Origin of the sequence: Pseudomonas guariconensis (genome assembly GCF_040822035.1) — a bacterium.
Lineage (GTDB): Bacteria > Pseudomonadota > Gammaproteobacteria > Pseudomonadales > Pseudomonadaceae > Aquipseudomonas > Aquipseudomonas guariconensis.
In genome coordinates, this window is the sequence record NZ_CP162012.1 from 305,537 (window position 1) to 323,447 (window position 17,911).

At 64.0% G+C, this 17,911-nt stretch carries 17 protein-coding genes; 4 read left to right on the forward strand and 13 right to left on the reverse strand.

From position 1 onward, the window contains the following. Window positions 1-300 precede the first annotated feature (300 nt). Window positions 301-1,497 (reverse strand): class I SAM-dependent rRNA methyltransferase, encoded by a 1,197-nt coding sequence (locus tag AB1N67_RS01405; RefSeq protein ID WP_043208660.1) that lies wholly within the window; start codon window positions 1,495-1,497, stop codon window positions 301-303. Window positions 1,498-1,669: 172 nt separating this feature from the next. Then, a complete protein-coding gene (locus AB1N67_RS01410) occupies window positions 1,670-2,206 on the reverse strand; it encodes a type 1 glutamine amidotransferase domain-containing protein (protein WP_043208659.1) in 537 nt (178 codons plus the stop codon). Window positions 2,207-2,399: 193 nt separating this feature from the next. On the opposite strand from AB1N67_RS01410, the gene AB1N67_RS01415 reads away from it, so the two are divergent. After that, window positions 2,400-3,212: an HDOD domain-containing protein gene (locus AB1N67_RS01415; RefSeq protein WP_178113791.1), complete on the forward strand. Its 813-nt coding sequence runs from the start codon at window positions 2,400-2,402 to the stop codon at window positions 3,210-3,212. A gap of 6 nt (window positions 3,213-3,218) precedes the next feature. Continuing rightward, entirely contained in the window at window positions 3,219-4,031 is an 813-nt protein-coding gene (gene mutM, locus AB1N67_RS01420; RefSeq protein WP_102081420.1) for a bifunctional DNA-formamidopyrimidine glycosylase/DNA-(apurinic or apyrimidinic site) lyase, read from the forward strand. Between the two features lie 133 nt (window positions 4,032-4,164). On the opposite strand, the gene AB1N67_RS01425 is transcribed toward mutM, so the two are convergent. The 5 genes from AB1N67_RS01425 to AB1N67_RS01445 form a co-directional block, all read right to left on the reverse strand. Continuing rightward, on the reverse strand, window positions 4,165-4,416 hold the full coding sequence (locus tag AB1N67_RS01425; RefSeq protein WP_043208655.1) for a YfhL family 4Fe-4S dicluster ferredoxin: 252 nt from the start codon (window positions 4,414-4,416) through the stop codon (window positions 4,165-4,167). Window positions 4,417-4,525: 109 nt separating this feature from the next. Further along, window positions 4,526-5,005 (reverse strand): pantetheine-phosphate adenylyltransferase, encoded by a 480-nt coding sequence (coaD, locus tag AB1N67_RS01430; protein ID WP_043208653.1) that lies wholly within the window; start codon window positions 5,003-5,005, stop codon window positions 4,526-4,528. Between the two features lie 112 nt (window positions 5,006-5,117). Next, window positions 5,118-6,716 (reverse strand): GMC family oxidoreductase, encoded by a 1,599-nt coding sequence (locus tag AB1N67_RS01435; RefSeq protein WP_102081421.1) that lies wholly within the window; start codon window positions 6,714-6,716, stop codon window positions 5,118-5,120. Between the two features lie 15 nt (window positions 6,717-6,731). After that, window positions 6,732-7,217 carry a twin-arginine translocation pathway signal protein gene (locus tag AB1N67_RS01440; RefSeq protein ID WP_070571732.1) on the reverse strand — a complete coding sequence of 162 codons (486 nt, stop codon included), beginning with the start codon at window positions 7,215-7,217 and terminating at the stop codon, window positions 6,732-6,734. A gap of 13 nt (window positions 7,218-7,230) precedes the next feature. Beyond that, window positions 7,231-8,661 (reverse strand): coniferyl aldehyde dehydrogenase, encoded by a 1,431-nt coding sequence (locus AB1N67_RS01445; protein WP_090343393.1) that lies wholly within the window; start codon window positions 8,659-8,661, stop codon window positions 7,231-7,233. 237 nt (window positions 8,662-8,898) lie between these two features. On the opposite strand from AB1N67_RS01445, the gene AB1N67_RS01450 reads away from it, so the two are divergent. Further along, window positions 8,899-9,564 (forward strand): TetR/AcrR family transcriptional regulator, encoded by a 666-nt coding sequence (locus AB1N67_RS01450; protein WP_043208646.1) that lies wholly within the window; start codon window positions 8,899-8,901, stop codon window positions 9,562-9,564. Window positions 9,565-9,599: 35 nt separating this feature from the next. Beyond that, window positions 9,600-10,454: a sulfurtransferase gene (locus AB1N67_RS01455; protein WP_102081422.1), complete on the forward strand. Its 855-nt coding sequence runs from the start codon at window positions 9,600-9,602 to the stop codon at window positions 10,452-10,454. Between the two features lie 49 nt (window positions 10,455-10,503). Here AB1N67_RS01455 and AB1N67_RS01460 read toward each other — a convergent pair whose 3' ends face one another. The 6 genes from AB1N67_RS01460 to AB1N67_RS01485 form a co-directional block, all read right to left on the reverse strand. Further along, the gene (locus AB1N67_RS01460; RefSeq protein ID WP_043208643.1) at window positions 10,504-11,496 is read right to left on the reverse strand and encodes a hydrolase; all 993 of its coding nucleotides are present in this window, start codon (window positions 11,494-11,496) and stop codon (window positions 10,504-10,506) included. A gap of 60 nt (window positions 11,497-11,556) precedes the next feature. Then, window positions 11,557-12,963 (reverse strand): M16 family metallopeptidase, encoded by a 1,407-nt coding sequence (locus AB1N67_RS01465; protein WP_367863487.1) that lies wholly within the window; start codon window positions 12,961-12,963, stop codon window positions 11,557-11,559. Further along, complete coding sequence (locus AB1N67_RS01470) at window positions 12,960-14,219, reverse strand: M16 family metallopeptidase (protein ID WP_367863488.1); 1,260 nt, start codon at window positions 14,217-14,219, stop codon at window positions 12,960-12,962. Before AB1N67_RS01470 ends, AB1N67_RS01465 begins: the two co-directional genes overlap by 4 nt. A 174-nt stretch (window positions 14,220-14,393) precedes the next feature. Then, window positions 14,394-14,996: a 16S rRNA (guanine(966)-N(2))-methyltransferase RsmD gene (gene rsmD / locus AB1N67_RS01475; protein WP_102081424.1), complete on the reverse strand. Its 603-nt coding sequence runs from the start codon at window positions 14,994-14,996 to the stop codon at window positions 14,394-14,396. Further along, window positions 14,996-16,492: a pitrilysin family protein gene (locus tag AB1N67_RS01480; protein WP_090343385.1), complete on the reverse strand. Its 1,497-nt coding sequence runs from the start codon at window positions 16,490-16,492 to the stop codon at window positions 14,996-14,998. Before AB1N67_RS01480 ends, rsmD begins: the two co-directional genes overlap by 1 nt. Next, window positions 16,485-17,840 (reverse strand): pitrilysin family protein, encoded by a 1,356-nt coding sequence (locus AB1N67_RS01485; RefSeq protein ID WP_090343382.1) that lies wholly within the window; start codon window positions 17,838-17,840, stop codon window positions 16,485-16,487. Before AB1N67_RS01485 ends, AB1N67_RS01480 begins: the two co-directional genes overlap by 8 nt. Window positions 17,841-17,911 lie beyond the last annotated feature (71 nt).

The following is a 17,911-nucleotide window of genomic DNA, read 5'->3' on the forward strand; positions in this document are numbered from 1 at the left end:
GCACTCCTGGCGGCTTAATCAGGTCACAAAATGGGGAGTGAGCTTGTCTTTCCTTTGCGCCGAAGGCCGGTTGCCGCTGGCACGGATGAGGCCGAAAGCGTCACGGGATCGCCGTGTGCTCGACCAGAGCTCATAAACCCGCCGGGGATGTCTGGCGATGAATAGGCCGATTCTACACCGCTGGCGCGGCGAGGGAATGGTTCAGGTACAGGTGGTACGTTTTGAGCTTGGAGCTACGAGCTTGGAACTACAAGCTGCAAGACGGGTGCGGTGAGGCTACCCTCTTGCAGCTTGCAACGGTCAGCTGTTGGGCAGCAGGCGGCAGGTGATGCTCTTGATGTAGCGGGTCTCGGGGATCGCTGGGTGCACGGGGTGGTCTGGGCCTTGGCCGCCGCGCTCGAGCAACTGCAGGTTGCGGTCCAGGTGGCGGGCGCTGGTCAGCAGGATGTTGTGCAGGTCGTCCTCGGGCAGGTGCATCGAGCAGGAGGCGCTGACCAAGATGCCATCCTTGGTGAGCATGCGCATGGCTTGCTCGTTCAGGCGACGATAGGCAGCCTCGCCGTTTTTCAGGTCCTTCTTGCGTTTGATGAAGGCGGGTGGGTCGGCGATGATCACGTCGAAGCGTTCCTCGGCGGCCTTGAGCTCGCGCAGGGCCTCGAACACGTCGCCTTCGATGCAGGTCAGCTTCTCGCTGATACCGTTGAGCGCTGCGTTGCGCTCGACGCCGTCGAGGGCGAAGCCCGAGGCATCGACGCAGAACACTTCGCTGGCGCCGAACACACCGGCCTGCACGCCCCAGCCACCGATGTAGCTGAACAGGTCCAGTACACGCTTGCCCTTGACGTACGGGGCCAGGCGCGCGCGGTTCATGCGGTGGTCGTAGAACCAGCCGGTCTTCTGGCCATCACGCACAGGCGCTTCGAACTTCACGCCGTTCTCCTGTAGCGGGACCCAGTCCGGGACTTCCCCGTAGACCGTCTCGACATAACGTTCCAGACCTTCGGCATCACGGGCGGCGGAGTCGTTCTTGAACAGGATGCCGCTGGGCTTGAGCACCTGCACCAAGGCGGCGATCACATCGTCCTTGTGTGCCTCCATGGTGGCCGAGGCCAGTTGGACCACCAGCATGTCGTAGAAGCGGTCCACCACCAGGCCCGGCAGCAGGTCGGAATCGCCGTAGACCAGGCGGTAGCAGGGCTGGTCGAACAGACGCTCGCGCAGGGAAAGGGCCACATTGAGGCGGTGAACCAGCAGCGACTTGTCCAGGGGCAGCTTGGCGTCACGGGACAGCAGGCGTGCACAGATGAGGTTGTTCGGGCTCATGGCCACCACGCCCAAGGGCTTGCCGTTGGCGGCTTCGAGGATGGCCTGCTGACCGGCCTTCAGGCCTTGCAGCGGGGTTGCGGCAACATCGACTTCATTGCTGTAGACCCACAGGTGGCCGGCGCGCAGGCGGCGGTCGGCATTGGCTTTGAGGCGAAGGCTGGGCAGGGACATGACGTCGCTCCGGGAAAAAAGAGCGGGATTATAGCGTGTTGGCCATACGCTGAGCGTTGCCCCGTCGGTTTTCCGCTGCCCGGACAGGCGCTTTTTCGGGTCAACCCCTCCCACAGGGTTCAGTGGTGCCCAGCGACACCGCTTAGCCTGTGGGTACGGGGTTGCCCGCGTCTCAGGCCAGCGCCTTGACCAGCTGTTCGCTGAATGCCGGAATGTCGTCGGGCTTGCGGCTGGTGATCAGGTTGCCATCGACCACCACTTCTTCGTCGACCCACTCGCCGCCAGCGTTGCGGATGTCGTCCTGCAGGGTCTTGTAACTGGTCAACCGGCGCCCCTTGGCCAGGCCACAAGAGACCAGCAGCCAGGCGCCATGGCAGATCACGGCGAGCGGCCTGCGGGCCGAATCATGGCTTTTCACCAGCTTCTGGGCAGCCGGGATGATCCGGATGGTATCGGAGTTCTGCACACCGCCTGGCAGCACCAGGGCGTCGTACAGGTCCAGGCTGGCGCCTTCGAAGGTGGCGTCCACGGCGAACTCATCAGCGGGCTTGTCATGGTTCCAGCCGCGCACCGTGCCTTCCTTGTCGCTCAGGATATCGACCACCGCGCCGTTGCGTTCCAGGGCCTCGCGTGGGCCGGTCAATTCCACCTGCTCGAAGCCATCGGTGACCAAGAAAGCCACGCGCTTGCCGTTCAGTATTGCACTCATGGGAGGTTCTCCTTTGAGGGTGGGTCTTGAGAGTGCAGGCCAGTGGCGTGGGGGAAAGTTCCGGCGCAGTTCGCCAGTGGTGGGTGCCCTGCCGGGCGGAGGACGGTAGAATTCGCCGTCCTCAATGTATGTGTGCACCATGTCCCAGGAACTCAGTCCCGAACAGATCCAGCAGGTCCTGCAAGGAATCAGCATCGCGCCGCAACCGCAGATCATGGTCGATCTGCAGTTCGAGCAGTACATGCCAGACCCGGACCTGGACACCATCTGCCGGCTGATCGCCCAGGATCCGGGGCTCTCGGGGGCCTTGCTCAAACTGGTGAATTCCCCGCACTTCGGGCTGGCCGACAAGGTCGGTTCGATCCAGCGCGCCGTGGCGCTGTTGGGCAGCGGTTCGATCATCAACCTGATCAACGCCTTGTCGATCAAGGGCGAGATGAGCGATGAAACCATCGTCACGCTCAATCGCTTCTGGGACACCGCCCAGGACGTGGCCATGACCTGCCTGACCCTGGCCAGGCACACCGACATCCCGGCCGTGGACGAGGCCTATACCCTGGGCTTGTTCCATGATTGCGGCGTGCCGCTGATGCTCAAGCGCTTCCCCGACTACATGAGCGTGCTGGAAACCGCCTATGCCCAGGCCAGCGAGCAGACGCGGGTGGTGGACACCGAAAACCGCATGTTCAACACCAACCATTCGGTGGTGGGTTACTACACCGCCAAGTCCTGGCGCCTGCCGGAGCACATCACGGCGGCCATCGCCAATCATCACAATGCCCTGGCAGTGTTTCGCGACGACGCTTCGGGCGATACTCGACTGAAGAACCTGCTCGCGGTGTTGAAGATGGCCGAGCACATCTGCGCCTCTTACCGGGTACTGGGCAACCAGGCCGAAGACCATGAGTGGCAGGTGGTCGGGCCCTTGGTGCTCGACTACATCGGCCTGTCGGAGTACGACTTCGAGCACCTCAAGCAAACCATTCGCGAATTGGGCGGACACTGAAAGACCATGCCGGAACTACCTGAAGTCGAGACTACCCGGCGCGGTATCGCGCCTTACCTGGAAGGTCAGCGGGTCAGCCGCGTGGTGGTGCGTGACCGGCGCCTGCGCTGGCCGATCCCTGAGGACCTGGATGTGCGTCTTTCCGGGCAGCGCATCGTCACCGTTCAGCGGCGCGCCAAATACCTGTTGATCAATGCCGAGGTCGGCACCTTGATCAGCCACCTGGGCATGTCGGGCAACCTGCGCCTGGTGGAGCAGGGCTTGCCGGTGGGCAAGCACGAGCACGTAGACATCGAACTGGAATCGGGGCTAGCCCTGCGCTACACCGACCCGCGTCGTTTCGGCGCGATGCTCTGGAGCCTGGACCCGTTCAATCATGAGTTGCTCATGCGTCTGGGGCCGGAGCCGCTGACCGACCTGTTCGATGGCGAGCGGTTGTTCCAGTTATCCCGCGGGCGGAGCATGGCGATCAAGCCGTTCATCATGGATAACGCCGTGGTGGTGGGGGTGGGTAACATCTACGCTACCGAGGCGCTGTTCGCGGCCGGCATCGACCCGCGGCGCGAGGCCGGCGGCGTCTCTCGGGCGCGTTATGTGAGGCTGGCGATCGAGATCAAGCGGGTGCTGGCAGCGGCGATCGAGCAGGGCGGCACGACACTGCGCGACTTCATCGGAGGCGACGGGCAGCCGGGATACTTCCAGCAGGAGTTGTTCGTGTATGGCCGCGGGGAACAGCCGTGCAAGGTCTGCGGCACGACGCTCAGGGAAGTGAAGCTGGGGCAGCGGGCCAGCGTTTACTGCCCGCGCTGCCAGCGCTGATCATGATTGGGATCGCCTCATGGGCCTTCGCGGGTGAACCCGTCGCCACAGGTTACTGGTGGTCTTAAGAGCACCGCAGAATCTGTGGGTGCGGGTTCACCCGCGAAGAAGTGCGAAACCCTTGCCGAGCGCTTCAAGCCTTGCCGGTGATCCGCTTGTACTTTTCCATCAGCTCGTCGTGGGTCTCCGGGTGAGCTTCATCCAGAGGGATGCAGTCGACCGGGCAGACCTGCTGGCACTGCGGCTCGTCGTAATGACCTACGCACTGGGTGCACAGGTTCGGGTCGATCACATAGATCTCTTCGCCTTGGGAGATAGCGGCGTTCGGGCACTCGGGTTCGCAGACGTCGCAGTTGATGCAATCGTCGGTGATGATCAGGGACATGGGGGCTCCGGCCGGGGCTCTTGGCCCGGGCATGTATCAAACCAGTGGGCACAATTGTGCCGCATTCGCGCCCGCAGTGCACGCTGGCGCGATGATCAGGCGGTGGGTGTCACTTCTTGAAGCGTAGGGTCAGCGCCTCGGCCACCACCGGGTGGACGAATTTGCTGATGTCGCCACCCAGGGCGGCGATTTCCCGGACCAGGGTCGAGGAAATGAACGAGTAGCGCTCCGACGGCGTCAGGAACAGGCTTTCGACGTCCGGCGCCAGTTGCCGGTTCATGTTGGCCAGCTGGAACTCGTACTCGAAGTCCGAGACTGCACGCAGGCCGCGCAGGAAGACATTGGCACCTTGCTCCTTGGCGAAATGCGCCAGCAGGCTCGAGAAACCGATGACCTCGACATTGGGCAGGTGCTTGGTGACCTCACGGGCCAGCTCCACGCGTTGCTCCAGCGGGAACAGCGGGTTTTTCTTCGGGCTGGCGGCGACTGCGATGATCACGTGATCGAACAGACGCGAGGCGCGCTCGACCAGATCGCCGTGGCCTTTGGTAATGGGGTCGAAAGTACCCGGGTACAACACTCGGTTCATCGCGTCATCCTGGCTGGAGTGCGTTGGGGAGTCGGATGGTAGCGCAGCGACTGCTGCCCGGCCAAGTCGCGCGGCCGAATGAGGGCACTATAGACAGCCAGGCCGTTCGTTGTCATGCGCCCCGTGCCAGGCGGGTGGCCAGGGCGTCGCTGAGCCGGGCGGCGAGGGCGTAGACCGACAGTTGCGGGTTGGCGCCAATGCTGGTGGGGAACAGCGAGCCGTCGTGGATCGACAGGTTCTCCAACTGGTGGTGCCGCCCCAGGCTGTCGCACACGGCCTGGCGTGGATCCTCGCCAAGGGCGCAGCCGCCCATTACGTGGGCACTGCCTAGGCGCGTGCGAAACGGCTCCAGGCGCAATTCGTCGATCAACGCCTGCGCCTGGGGCAGGTCTGTGGTGTAGCGGGCATCGCTGTGCACCGGTATCACTTGGGTAGCGCCGGCGGCGAACTGGATGCGCGCCATGCTCAAGTAGGCCCGGCGCAGGCCATCGCGCAAGTAGTCGGTGATGGGATAATCGAGCACCGGCGAGCCGTCGCCGCGCAGCTCCACCTGGCCGCCCTGACTCTCGGGGTGGAAACCATCGCGCAGCAACGCCAGCATGACATGGGTATGTGGCAACGCGGCCATGCGCCGGGCGCTTTCCTGGCCATGGGCGCCCAGCAGCGTGCTTGCCAGCGCCGGATGCAGCGGGGGCACTTCGAGTTTGAAGCCGATCGGCCCATCGACGCCGTCGCGCCACTGGAATTGGTCGCTGTAGATGGACTGAGGCGCGCCATAGAACGGATCGATGCGCTCATCGAACAAGGCCGCGCTGAAATTGACCAGGTGCAGGAAGGTGCGCTTGCCCAGCCGTCGGTGCGGGTCGGGCGCCTCGGAGCGCAGCAGCAGGGCTGGGCTGTTGATGCCGCCGCCAGCCAGTACATAGTGCCGTGCGCGGATCCGTACCTGGTACCCGGTCGGCTCCACGCCCCGGCGGTCCAGGGCCTGGCACAGCAGTTGGGTGATGCGCCTGCCGTCATGTTCGAATCGCTGCGCACGGGCCAGATAGAGCAGCTCGCCGTGGTTGTCGAGGGTGGTGGGAATGCTGGTCACCAGCATCGATTGCTTGGCGTTGACCGGGCAACCCATGCCGCAGTAGCCCAAATTCCAGCAGCCGCGCACATTGCGCGGAATCACTGCCCAGCGGTAGCCGAGCACTTCGCAGCCCCGGCGCAGCACGTCGTTGTTGGGGTTAGGCGGCAGGGCCCAGGGGCTGATACCCAGGCGTTGCTCGATGCGCTCGAACCAAGGGTGCAGGTCTTCGCTGGCGAGCCCTTTGACGCCGTGCTCCCGGGCCCAGTGCTCGAGGGTTTGCTCAGGGGTGCGGAAACTGGAGGTCCAGTTGACCAAGGTGGTACCGCCCACGGCGCGCCCTTGGAGGATGGTGATGGCGCCATCCTTGCTCATGCGCCCGAGCCCTTCCTGGTACAACTGGGCGTAGGCCTCGTTTTCCTGCAGGTGGAAATCGCTGCTGGTCTTGAGCGGGCCTTCCTCGATCAACAGCACCTTGAAGCCTGCGGCGCTGAGCAGCTCTGCGCTGGTGGCGCCGCCAGCACCACTGCCAATCACGGCGATGTCGGCCTCCAGCGTCAGGTCCTGGTCCAGACGTGAACCATCGTAGGTGATCCAGCCTCGGGCGAGGCCTTGGCGAAACGGGTCGGCGACAGGCATGGGCAAGCCTCTTGGTCAGATCTTCGGTGGGCCGGGATAGCCGCAGGCCGCCCAGGCCTCGGGGCGTTCGTACCAGGCCATGAGCAGCAGTTGCAGCAGCGAGGCGTGGCCCATGCGCAGCATGTCCAGCGAACTGTCGCGCCAGCGTCGCAGGAAGGTGTTCACCTGGGCGCTGCTGGCGTTTTCCCAACTGCCCCAGATGCCCGTCAATGGTCCACGGGTCAGCGGCAGGCTGAGCACGTCGAACAACTGGCGGGTGAGTTTGAGCATTTCAGGCGAGAGCGCTGCCAGCTTGTGATCCAGGCTGTGCAGTACCAGTGCGTCGCTGGCCTGAGTGCCGGCGAGCACCACCGGAATCACCGCAGCCAGCATCGGCAAGTCGTCTTCGCGTAGCACCGAGAAACCTGCAGCGGATGTCTGCGGCGCACAGCCGACCAGGCTGGCGGTGCTCAAGAAAACGCTGGCACCCAGGCTGAACCGAAGCAGGTCTCGGCGGTGCATGGCATCCCCTCGCTCAACGGATGAACAGCTTGAAAATCAGGCGCTGCAAGGCTTTGCCATAGGGAGGGTAGATCAGCCGGGCGGTGTTGAGGCGTTGCTTGGCCAACACCGCCTTGGCCTTGCTGAAGGTCAGGAAGCCTTCATGACCATGGTAGTGGCCCATGCCCGAGGGGCCGACGCCGCCAAAGGGAAGATCATCTTGGGCCACATGCAACAGCGTGTCGTTCAGGCACACGCCGCCGGAATGGGTGTTGCGCAGCACGTGGGCCTGCTCGGCGCGGTCGTAGCCGAAGTAGTACAGCGCCAGGGGCCTCGGGCGCTGGTTGATGTAGGCCAGGGCCTGATCGAGGTTGTCGTATGGCACCAGGGGCAGCAAGGGGCCGAAGATCTCGTCCTGCATCACCTGCATGTCGTCATTCACCGCCATCAGCACGTGAGGGGGCAGGCGACGACCCTGGCGGGGCTCGTCGGCATACAGGTCGAGCACCCGGGCGCCCTTGTCGCGGGCATCGGTGAGCAGCCGCTCCAGGCGTTGCAGTTGCCGGGTGTTGATGATGGCGCTGTAGTCGGGGTTGTCGGCGATGCGCGGGTACAGACGGCGCATGGCGCGTTGGTAGGCTTCGGCGAAGGCGTCGAGGCGCTCGCGAGGAACCAGCACATAGTCAGGGGCGACGCAGGTCTGGCCGGCATTGAGACCTTTGCCGAAAGCGATGCGCTCGGCGGCGGTTTCCAGCGGCACACTGGCGCAGACGATGGCCGGCGACTTGCCGCCCAGTTCCAGGGTCACCGGGGTGAGGTTGGTGGCGGCAGCCAGCATGACTTGTCGACCCACGCTGGTGGACCCGGTGAACAGCAGGTGGTCGAAAGGCAGGCGCGCGAAGGCCTGGCCGACTTCGACCTCGCCGAGCACGACGCTGACCAAGTCCGCCGGGAACACGCGCTCGAGCAGGGTCTTGAGAGCCTTCCCGCTGGCCGGTGAGGCCTCGCTGAGCTTGAGCATCACCCGGTTGCCGGCGGCCAAGGCGCAGGTCAACGGCCCGATCGCCAGTAACAAGGGGTAGTTCCACGGCACGATGACCCCGACCACGCCCAGCGGTTGATAGAGCACCTGGGCGCTGGCCGGTTGGAAGGCCAGGCCGACCGTGCGTCGCGAAGGTTTCATCCAGCGTTGCAGGTGACGCTCGGCATGACGCAGGCCTTGGATCGACGGCATCAGCTCGGCGAGCAGGGTTTCGTCGGCGCTGCGGCCATCGAAGTCTCGGTCGATCGCCTCGATCAGCGATTGCTGGTTTTGCAGCAGCGCTTCGCGCAGGCTCCGGAGCCATTGCCGACGTTGGGCCGCCGGCGGCATGGGATTGTTTGCGAAGGCTTGGCGCTGGGCATCGAACAACGCGGGCAGGTCGAGGTCGGAATGCACTGGAAGCTGAGTGATCGGCGAGGTCATGGCTGCTCCGCTGGGGTGCTCGGTGGCTAGAGCATATACTCTAATCCGTTGCCTGGACATTCAATTAAGGTGTGCCGTCTTGAAAATTTACCGACAGTGCGGACTCGTCTGCCTGCCGTCCACCCTGCCGGACTTTTCGCAGGTAAACCCGTTCCCACGGACCCCCGCGCCCGCAGCACCGTGCATTGCCTGGTCGATACGCCGTAAGATGAACCATCAACGAACCTGGAGCTGAGCATGGCCCCGCGCATGAAGACTCGCGAGCGCATCGTGCAGAACAGCCTGGAGCTGTTCAATCAACAGGGCGAACGTAGCGTCAGCACCAACCACATCGCCGCGCATATGGAAATTTCGCCCGGCAACCTCTACTACCACTTCCCCAACAAGCAGGCGATCATCGCCGTGCTCTTCAACCAATACGAAGAGCTGGTAGACAGCTTCCTGCGTCCGCCACAGGGGCGTGTCGCCACGGTCGAGGACAAACGTTTCTACCTCAAGGCCTTGCTGGCGGCCATGTGGAACTACCGATTCCTGCACCGGGACCTCGAGCACCTGCTCGACAGCGACCCGGAACTGGCTGCCCGTTACCGCCGTTTTTCCCAGCGTTGCCTGCAGCAGGGCCAGGCGATCTACCGGGGCTTCGTCGATGCTGGCATTCTTGCGATGGATGCCGCGCAGGTCGAATCGTTGACCATCAATGCCTGGATCGTGCTGACATCCTGGGTACGTTTTCTCAGTACTACACGCGAACATTCCGCGCATCTGGGAGAAGAAGCCTTCAAGCGTGGTGTCTACCAGGTGCTGGTGCTCGAACTGGGCTTCGTCACTGCCAGCGCGCGTGCCGCCGTGGATGCCCTCTGCGAGGAGTTCCACGTTCCGTTCAACCAGGCCCTGGAGCAGTGACCCCGGGCTTTCGTGCTATCGATCAGGAGATTGTCATGCCTCTTGCGCAATTGATCACCCCAACGCAGCTGGCCGAGCGCCTGGGCGCGCCTGGGTTGGTGATCCTCGACTGTCGCTTTGCCCTGGAAGATGTGGACTACGGCCAACGCAGCTACGCCCTCGGGCATATCGCCGGCGCGCACTTCGCGGATCTGGAGCGAGACCTGAGCGGGCCGGTGGTCAAGGGCGTGACGGGCCGTCACCCGTTGCCGGATCCGCAACGGCTGGTCGAGCGCCTGCGTGAGTGGGGGATGGACAACGACAGTCAGGTGGTGCTTTACGACGACGGCCCGGGCGCCTTCGCTGCCCGCGCTTGGTGGCTGCTGGCCTGGCTGGGCAAACGCGAGGGGGTGTCGATTCTCGACGGAGGCCTGAAGGCCTGGCACGCCGCGCATCAGCCGCTGAGCCTGGACCCTCCGGCCAAGCGTGAGGGCACCTTCACCGGTGCGCCGGACATGAAACTGGTGATCGACGCCGAGCATCTGGCCAAGGGGTTGGGCAATCCAGAAATGACTCTGATCGATGCCCGTGGCCTGCCGCGTTTTCGCGGTGAGGTCGAGCCGATCGACCCAGTGGCCGGGCATATTCCCGGGGCTCAGTGCGCGGCCTTCACCGACAACTTGGGGCCGGATGGGCACTTTTTGCCGGCCGAACAGCTCAAGCAGCGTTTTGCCCAGAAACTGGCAGGGCGGGCGCCAGAACAGTTGGTGGCCTACTGCGGATCGGGCGTGACCGCCTGCCACAACTTGTTCGCCCTGGCATTGGCGGGGTACCCGCTAGGCAGACTCTACGCCGGGTCGTGGAGCGAGTGGATCAACGACCCTGGCCACGGTGTGGCAACCGGTGATTGACGCCACCTGAGGAAAGCGGGGGCGTGATACAGGCCAATCCCTTCGACGATCAAGCCCCCTGCACCAACCACTGCGGAATCCTGCGCTCCAGGTAATACCCTGGATTGCGCAGGCTGCCTTCCACGAAGCCCACGTGGCCACCTCTGCTGTGCAGTTCCAGATGCGTGTCGCGCGCCAGTTCACTCGCAGTCGGCAGGCTATGGTCGAAGACGAAAGGGTCGTCGCTGGATTGGATGATCAGCGTCGGGGTGCGGTTTTCGCCCAAGTAGTAGCGACTCGACGAGCGCCGGTAGTAGTCGTAGGCATCGCTGAAGCCGTTCAGGGGCGCGGTGACCTTGCCGTCGAAGTCCCAGAAGTTGCGTAGGTTGCGCAATGACCCGAGCCGTTCCAGTTCGGCCAGCCGCTCCACATGGCCGTTGTCGCGAAAGTGCCGCTGTTTTCGTTGCACATAGGCCAGCAATTCGCGCATGAAATGCGCTTGGTAGACCTTCGAGAAACCCATCCCGATACGGTCTGCGCTTTGGTCCAGGCGAAACGGTACCGATACTGCGACTGCCGCTTGCAGTTGGCTGGCCGAGCCGCTTTCCCCCAGATACTTGAGCAACACATTGCCGCCCAGCGAATACCCCACCGCATAGAGCGGTGCCAAGGGTCGCTGGACACGCAAGTGACGGATGGTCTCGGCCAGGTCCTCGCTGGCGCCGGAGTGGTAGCTGCGCGTCAATAGGTTGGGCTCGCCCGAGCAGCCTCGCCAGTTCACTGCGACACTGGCCCAGCTATGGGCCTGCAGGGCCTGCTGCAGGCCTTTGACATAGGGCGAGTGGGACGAGCCGGTCAGGCCATGGAGCACTAGGACCACGGGTGCGTTGACCTGATTGGGGCCAAGCCAGTCGAGGTCGAGAAAATCTCCATCGGAAAGCCACATTCGCTCGCGGGTGCGATGCAACTCGGGCGTTTTACGCCAGAGCGGGCCCCACAAGGTTTGCAGATGCGGATTGGAGAGGCCGATGGCGGGCGTGAACTGGGCGATAGGACTTGGCATGCTGGACAACTCGTCATGTGCTCGCCTAGCTTGCCATGAAGCGCCTCTTCAGGGGTTGCCCTATACGCCTATGGTCGGTGGCTCGGGCAACGGCTGCTGATCGACGGCAGGGCCAAGGGTGGCGAAGAAAGCCTTTTTTATATCGAGCCAGCCCCGAGCGGCTTGTCGAATGCCCTCGGGTGTCAAGGCTGCGAGTTTCTCCTGGTAGCTCGCCAGATGATTGGCTGGCAGCCCCTGATGGCTGAATGCTGCCAACCCGTTTGCCAGCACCGCATTGTCGGCCATGCCACGCATCAGCTTGCCCGCCAGCTGGTTCAGGGCCAGGTCGCACTCGGCCTGGGTGGGCCCATGGGCGATGAAGCATTCAAGCACGTTCGATACCAGGACCCTGGAGGCATCCCGGTATTCAGGTGCGATATCCCAGCTCACCTGCCACAGGCATCCCGCATCCATCGGTTCTAATACAGCATAGATGCTGTAGGTCAGCGCGCGACGTGTGCGCAGCTCGGCGGTCAATCGGGACTCGAACCCCGCTCCCAGGATTTCAGTGGCCATGAGCAGGGCTGGGTAATCCTCGTCCTTTGGCCAGACATGCAGCGGGAGTGTCAGCAGCACCTGAGTGCTGGCGCCTGGACGCTCAAGATGCAGGGGACCAGCGGCAGATACTGGCAGCGCTGGCGGAGGCACGGCGGCCCACTGCTGCGGCAGTGCCTGGGTAAGATCGTTTACCAGCGCTTGGGCCTCTTCACGGGACAGATCGCCAACCAGGCCGATGTCGAGATTGTTGGCGGAGTAGGCTTGTCGATGGAAGGCGCGTACATCGTCTGGCGTCAGGGAGCCCAGGCCATCGAGTGTTCCGGCCAGTGGGGTGGCATAGGGATGACCTGCGAGCAATTGCTCCATCGTGGCGTCGAACAACCGTGCATGCAGAGGCTGGAGGCTGCTTTGCTGTGCACCGACAAGGCGCGCGCTGATCTTGGCGACATCTTCTGGGCGCAAGGCAGGCCGGGCGACCATCTCGGTGATCAAGCGCAAGGCGCAAGCGCGCAGGTCCGGCGTGTTAAGGCTGCGCAGCGTGACGATCGCGCAGTCTTGGGTCACCTGCCGGTTCATGACCGCGCCCAGACCCTCCAGTCGCTCGGTGAATTGGGTGGCGTTGAGCTCGGCAGTGCCTTGGTCCAGCGCATACAGGGCCAGGGCTGCCAGACCGGGCGTATCGCCGTCCAGGGCGCTGCCAGCCTTGAAACGCAACACCAGGTCGAACATCGGCCGTTCGTGGGTAGCCAGAAAACGCACGCGAGTGCCTTCTTTCGTACGCCAATGCTGTACGTCGTGCTTCACGAGCGGGAACGGGTCGAGGTCCAGGGCCTGCGCCGATGCGAGGTTGGCCAGCGTCTCGGTGAAGGTGTCCGGCGCAAGAGGGTTGCAGGTTTCGGCGTTCGCCGAGGGGGAAGAGAGATCGTTCATGCTGGCACTCCGTGCTGCAGGTAGGTTGTCGTCAGCCGCTCCCGCCTCAGGTATTCGCTGGCGACACGTTGCAGGGTGGCGCTGGTGAGGTCGCGGATGATTCGTGGCGCTTCATCGTGTAGCGCCGGATCCAGGCCGGCCGCGGCCGCATGGCCAATGAGCGTCGCCTGGTGCGCGAGGTCGTCCCGCTCGTAGAACTGCTTGGCCAGCAGGCGCAGCTTTGCACCTTCGAGCTCTGTTTCTGGTAGTGCAGCAGTTCGAAGCGTGTCGATCAGTTGCCATACCTCGGTAGCCGCCTGTTGGGCAGTGGCCCTGTCCGGGACCGTGGCGCTCGAGAGCGTCATCAGGGTGTCGCCCCGCACGTGGTGGTCATAGGAGAGTTGAGCGTATTTGAGGAGGCGTTTGTCACGCACCAGTTGGCTGTACAGCCGGGCACTGTAGCCAGTGCCCAGAACTTGGCAGAGCAAGCGCAGCGCCAGGACGGTTTCCTGAGAAGGGGCTGTGGCCTGGCTCGGGACGTTGAACGACATGAACAGGCCATCCACCAGCGTGGGCTGAACGAGCGTCTGGCTGCGTTCGGCAAGCACGCCTCTGTGCCGAGGAGCGGGTTTGGCATCAAGGGGGGCGGGTGGCAGGGCCGCGAAGTAAGTCTCTACCTGGTGACGCAGGACTTTGGGATCGACCGCGCCCGCGACCACCAAGGTCGCGTTGTTCGGTTGATACCACGTCTGATACCACGTCCGTACCGATGCCAGGCTCATCTCTTCGAGGTCGATCGAATATCCGAAGCTGGGCATGGCATAAGCGTTGTCCCCGTGGGCGAGCATTCGGTGCTGTTCGAATGCCAGCTGGATCGGCGAATTGTCCACTCTGAAGCGGCGTTCGTCGGCAACGGCTTTGACTTCCTGTTCGAATGCAGCCGGGTCCAGTGTGGCGTTCTTCATGGCATCGGCCATGAGTTCCAGAGCAACAGGCAGCCGGGAGGCAGGCAAGATCATCTCGAACGAAGTGGCGTCGTCATGTGTGGTGGCATTGGCCACACCGCCCAGGCGGGCGATCAATCGGGAGTACTGTCCAGCCGGGAGTTTACTGCTACCTTGGAAAACCAGGTGCTCGAGCAGGTGCGACAGGTTCGAATGCCCCGGTGGCTCGTGGCTTGCGCCGATGTGGTACCACAACTGGACGGCTGCCAGTGGGGCGCTGTGGTTTTCATGCAGGTAGACCGATAGGCCGTTGTCGAGCCTGAAATGGTGCAAAGGGGCAGGCTTGGCTGATGCCAGTACGTCGAGACTGGCGCAACCTGTGTGGGCCTGATTGGGTGGAGTTGGGGAAGAAATCATCGCTGAAGTGCTCCTCATGGGCGATAAGCCGGAGCAGCTTCAGCGATAGAAAAGGTCCATCTGCGTTACATAAGTAGGCAGACCGTCGATTCAGCCCCGTTGCCAGAGCGCGTAATGCACCTGCCCGGTCTTTTTCTCCCGGTGCAAGCGCCAGTTGCCGGGCATCTGCAAGGTGGAAGGCGCCGCTTCGCTCTCGGTGTAAACCCAGGCGCTTTCGCTCAGCCACTGGCGGTCTTCAAGTAGGTTGCAGGTGTCGGCCAGCAGGTCCTGGTGGAAGGGCGGATCGAGGAACACTACGTCGAACTGTTGTTTGGCCGGGCCTTGCAGGTAGCGCAGGGCATCGGTCTGCAGGATCTGGCCACGCGGGCAGCGCAGCACTTCCAGGTTGTCCTTGAGGTTGGCGATGGCCGCTGGGTTGCTGTCCAGGGCGACGGCATCCTTGGCTCCCCGCGACAGGGCCTCGAGTACCAGGGCGCCGCTACCAGTGAAGGCATCCAGCACCAGAGCACCCTCGATATAGGGCGCCAACCAGTTGAACAGGGTCTCGCGGACGCGGTCCGGTGTCGGCCGCAGGCCTTCACCTTCCGGGACCGTCAGGCGGCGGCTGCGCCACTCGCCGGCGATGACGCGCAAGTGTCCTGGGCCCTTGCTCTGGGCCTGGCCCGGACGGGCAGGGGTCGATGGCTTGGCCATTAATGCTCCGGTATGCCGAGCGGCTGCTCGGCGGGTTTGTCAGTGGGCGGCGGCAGTGGTTTCTGCGCCACGGTCGGGCCGACGGTGACGATCACCAGCTTGTCCGCCGCCAGGTGCTTGTTCATGGCGGCCTTGACCTGCTCGACGGTCAAGGCCTGGGACTGCTGCATGAAGTCCTCGAGCCAGGTCAGCGGCAGGTTGTAGAAACCGATGGCGCCCAGTTGGCCGACGATGCTCGAGTTGCTGGCGTTCGACAGCGGGAAGCTGCCGGCCAGTTCGCGCTTGGCATCGTCCAGCTCTTGCTGGGTGGGGCCGGTCTTGAGGTAATCGGCGAGGATGTCCTGGACCAACTTGAGCGTGCCTTCGCTCAGTTCGGCACGAGTCTGCAGATTGATCATGAACGGTCCGCGCACCTGCATGGGGCTGAAGGCCGAGTACACGCCGTAGGTCAGGCCGCGCTTCTCGCGTACTTCGCTCATCAGTCGTGTGCCGAAAGCGCCGCCGCCGAGGATCTGGTTGCCCAGGGACAGCGCCGGCCAGTCCGGATCCTGGCGGTCGATGCCCAACTGCGCCAGCATCAGGTGGGTCTGCTTGGACGGGAAGTCGATGTGGGTCAGGCCAGGCTTGGGTTCGGCCGGCTGAGCAGGCTTGGCCAGCGCCGGCCCCTTGGGCAGCGCGCTGGAGACCTGGGCGGCGATGGCTTCGGCCTCGGCCCGGCTCAGGTCGCCGACCAGGGCGATCACGGCATTGCCGGCAGCATAGGCCTTGGCGTGGAACGCCCGCAGCTGCGCCAGGCTAATGCCAGGGATGCTTTCGGCACTGCCATCGCTGGGATGGGCGTAAGGGTGGTTGCCGTAGAGCTGGTTGAACAGGGCCTTGCCGGCGATCTTGCCCGGGTTCTGCTTTTCGTACTCGAAGCCGGCCAGCAGCTGGTTCTTGATGCGCTTAAGGGCGTCATCCGGGAATGTTGGCTTGCCCACCACTTCGGCGAACAGCTTCAGGGCTGGCTCGCGCTTGTCCGGGGTGCTCAGGCTGCGCAGGGTGGCCACGGCCATGTCGCGGTAGGAGCCGTTGCCAAAGTCCGCCCCCAGACCTTCGAAGCCTTGGGCGATGGCGGTCACGTCCTTACCGGCCACACCTTCGTTGAGCATGGCATTGGTCAAGGTCGCAAGCCCCGGCACATCGCCGTCCTGGCTGCTGCCGGCCGCGAAGGTCAGGCGCAGGTCGAACATCGGCAGCTCACGCGCTTCGACGAACAGCACCCGCGCGCCTTCGGCGGTGCTCCAGCTCTGGATGTTCAGTTGGCGCCGACTGGGCGCCTTGCCGTCCAGCTCGGCCAGCGACTGCAACGTATTGGCCGGGCGCGCCGCCGTGTCCTGGGCCTTTGCGGCGTTGTCCGACTGAGCCGGGCGGGCCAGCACGAGGGCCAGGGCCACGACCAAGGTGATGATCCCGAGGCCGAACAGGGTGTAGCGTGGGGCGCTGCGATCACTCATGAGCGGACTCCTCGGGCAGTACGTGGGCAACGCTCAGGCGTTCGCGGGTGAAATAGGTGCGTGCGGCGTCCTGGATGTCCTGCGGGGTCACGCGCTTGAGCTCGTCCAGCTCGCTGTCGATCAGCTTCCAAGACAGGCCCACGGTCTCCAGCTGGCCGATGGTGGTGGCCTGGCTGCTGATGGAGTCGCGGTCGTAGACCAGCCCGGCGATCACCTGGGCGCGCACGCGTTCGAGCTCCTCGGCGGTGGGCGGGGTGGTCTTGAGTTCGTCGAGCAGTTGCCAGATGCCTTTCTCGACGTCGGCCAGGGTTTTCTGCTTCTGCACGTTCGGCGTGGCCGAGATCATGAACAAGCTGTCACCGCGGGTGAAGGCGTTGTAGCCCGACGAGGCGCCGGCCACCAGTTCCTGGCCACGCTCAAGGCGTGACGGCATGCGCGCGCTGTAGCCGCCATCGAGCAGGGCCGAGATCAGTCGCAGGGCATTGACCGCGCGCGCATCCTTGGCGGTGGCCAGGCTGGGCACGTTGAAGCCGTAGATCAGGCTTGGCAACTGGGTGCGTACATGCAAGGTCAGCTGGCGCAGGCCGGGCTCGGCCAGTTCCAGAGGCAGCTTGGCGGGAGGAACGGCTCGTTTGGGGATTGCGCCGAAGTACTTCTGCGCCAAGCCCTTGACCTCGTCGAGGGTGACATCGCCGACGACTACCAGCGTGGCATTGTTCGGGGCGTACCAGGATTCATACCAGTGGCGCAGCTCCTCGACCTTCATACGCTCGAGGTCGGCCATCCAGCCGATAGTCGGTGTGTGATAGCCACTGGCCGGATAGGCCATCGCGCGAAACAGCTCGTAGGCCTTGGCATTGGGCTGGTCGTCCGTGCGCAGGCGGCGCTCTTCCTTGATGACTTCGATTTCGCGGCTGAACTCATCGGCCGGCAAACGCAGGCTCGCCAGGCGGTCGGCTTCGAGCTCCAGGGCCACCGGCAGGCGGTCGCGGGCCAGCACTTGGTAGTAGGCGGTATAGTCGTCGCTGGTGAAGGCGTTTTCCTCTGCGCCCAGGTCGCGCAGGATGCGCGAAGCTTCGCCCGGACCGATCTTGGCACTGCCCTTGAACATCATGTGTTCGAGGGCATGGGACAGGCCGGTCTGGCCTGGCGTCTCATAGCTGGAGCCGACCTTGTACCAGATCTGCGAGACCACCACCGGTGCGCGATGGTCTTCGCGCACGACCACTTTCAGGCCATTGTCGAGAATGAACTCGTGGGTGGGTTGCGGATCGGCGGCAAGGGCCGCGAACGGCAGGCAGAGCGTGCTGAGCAACAGGCCAGCGGCGCGGCGGGCTAGAGCATTCATACGTTGGATAACCTGTACGGCGGCCCGCAGGGTTTAGCGTCGGCGGGCCAGGAGGTGCTAGGATACTGATC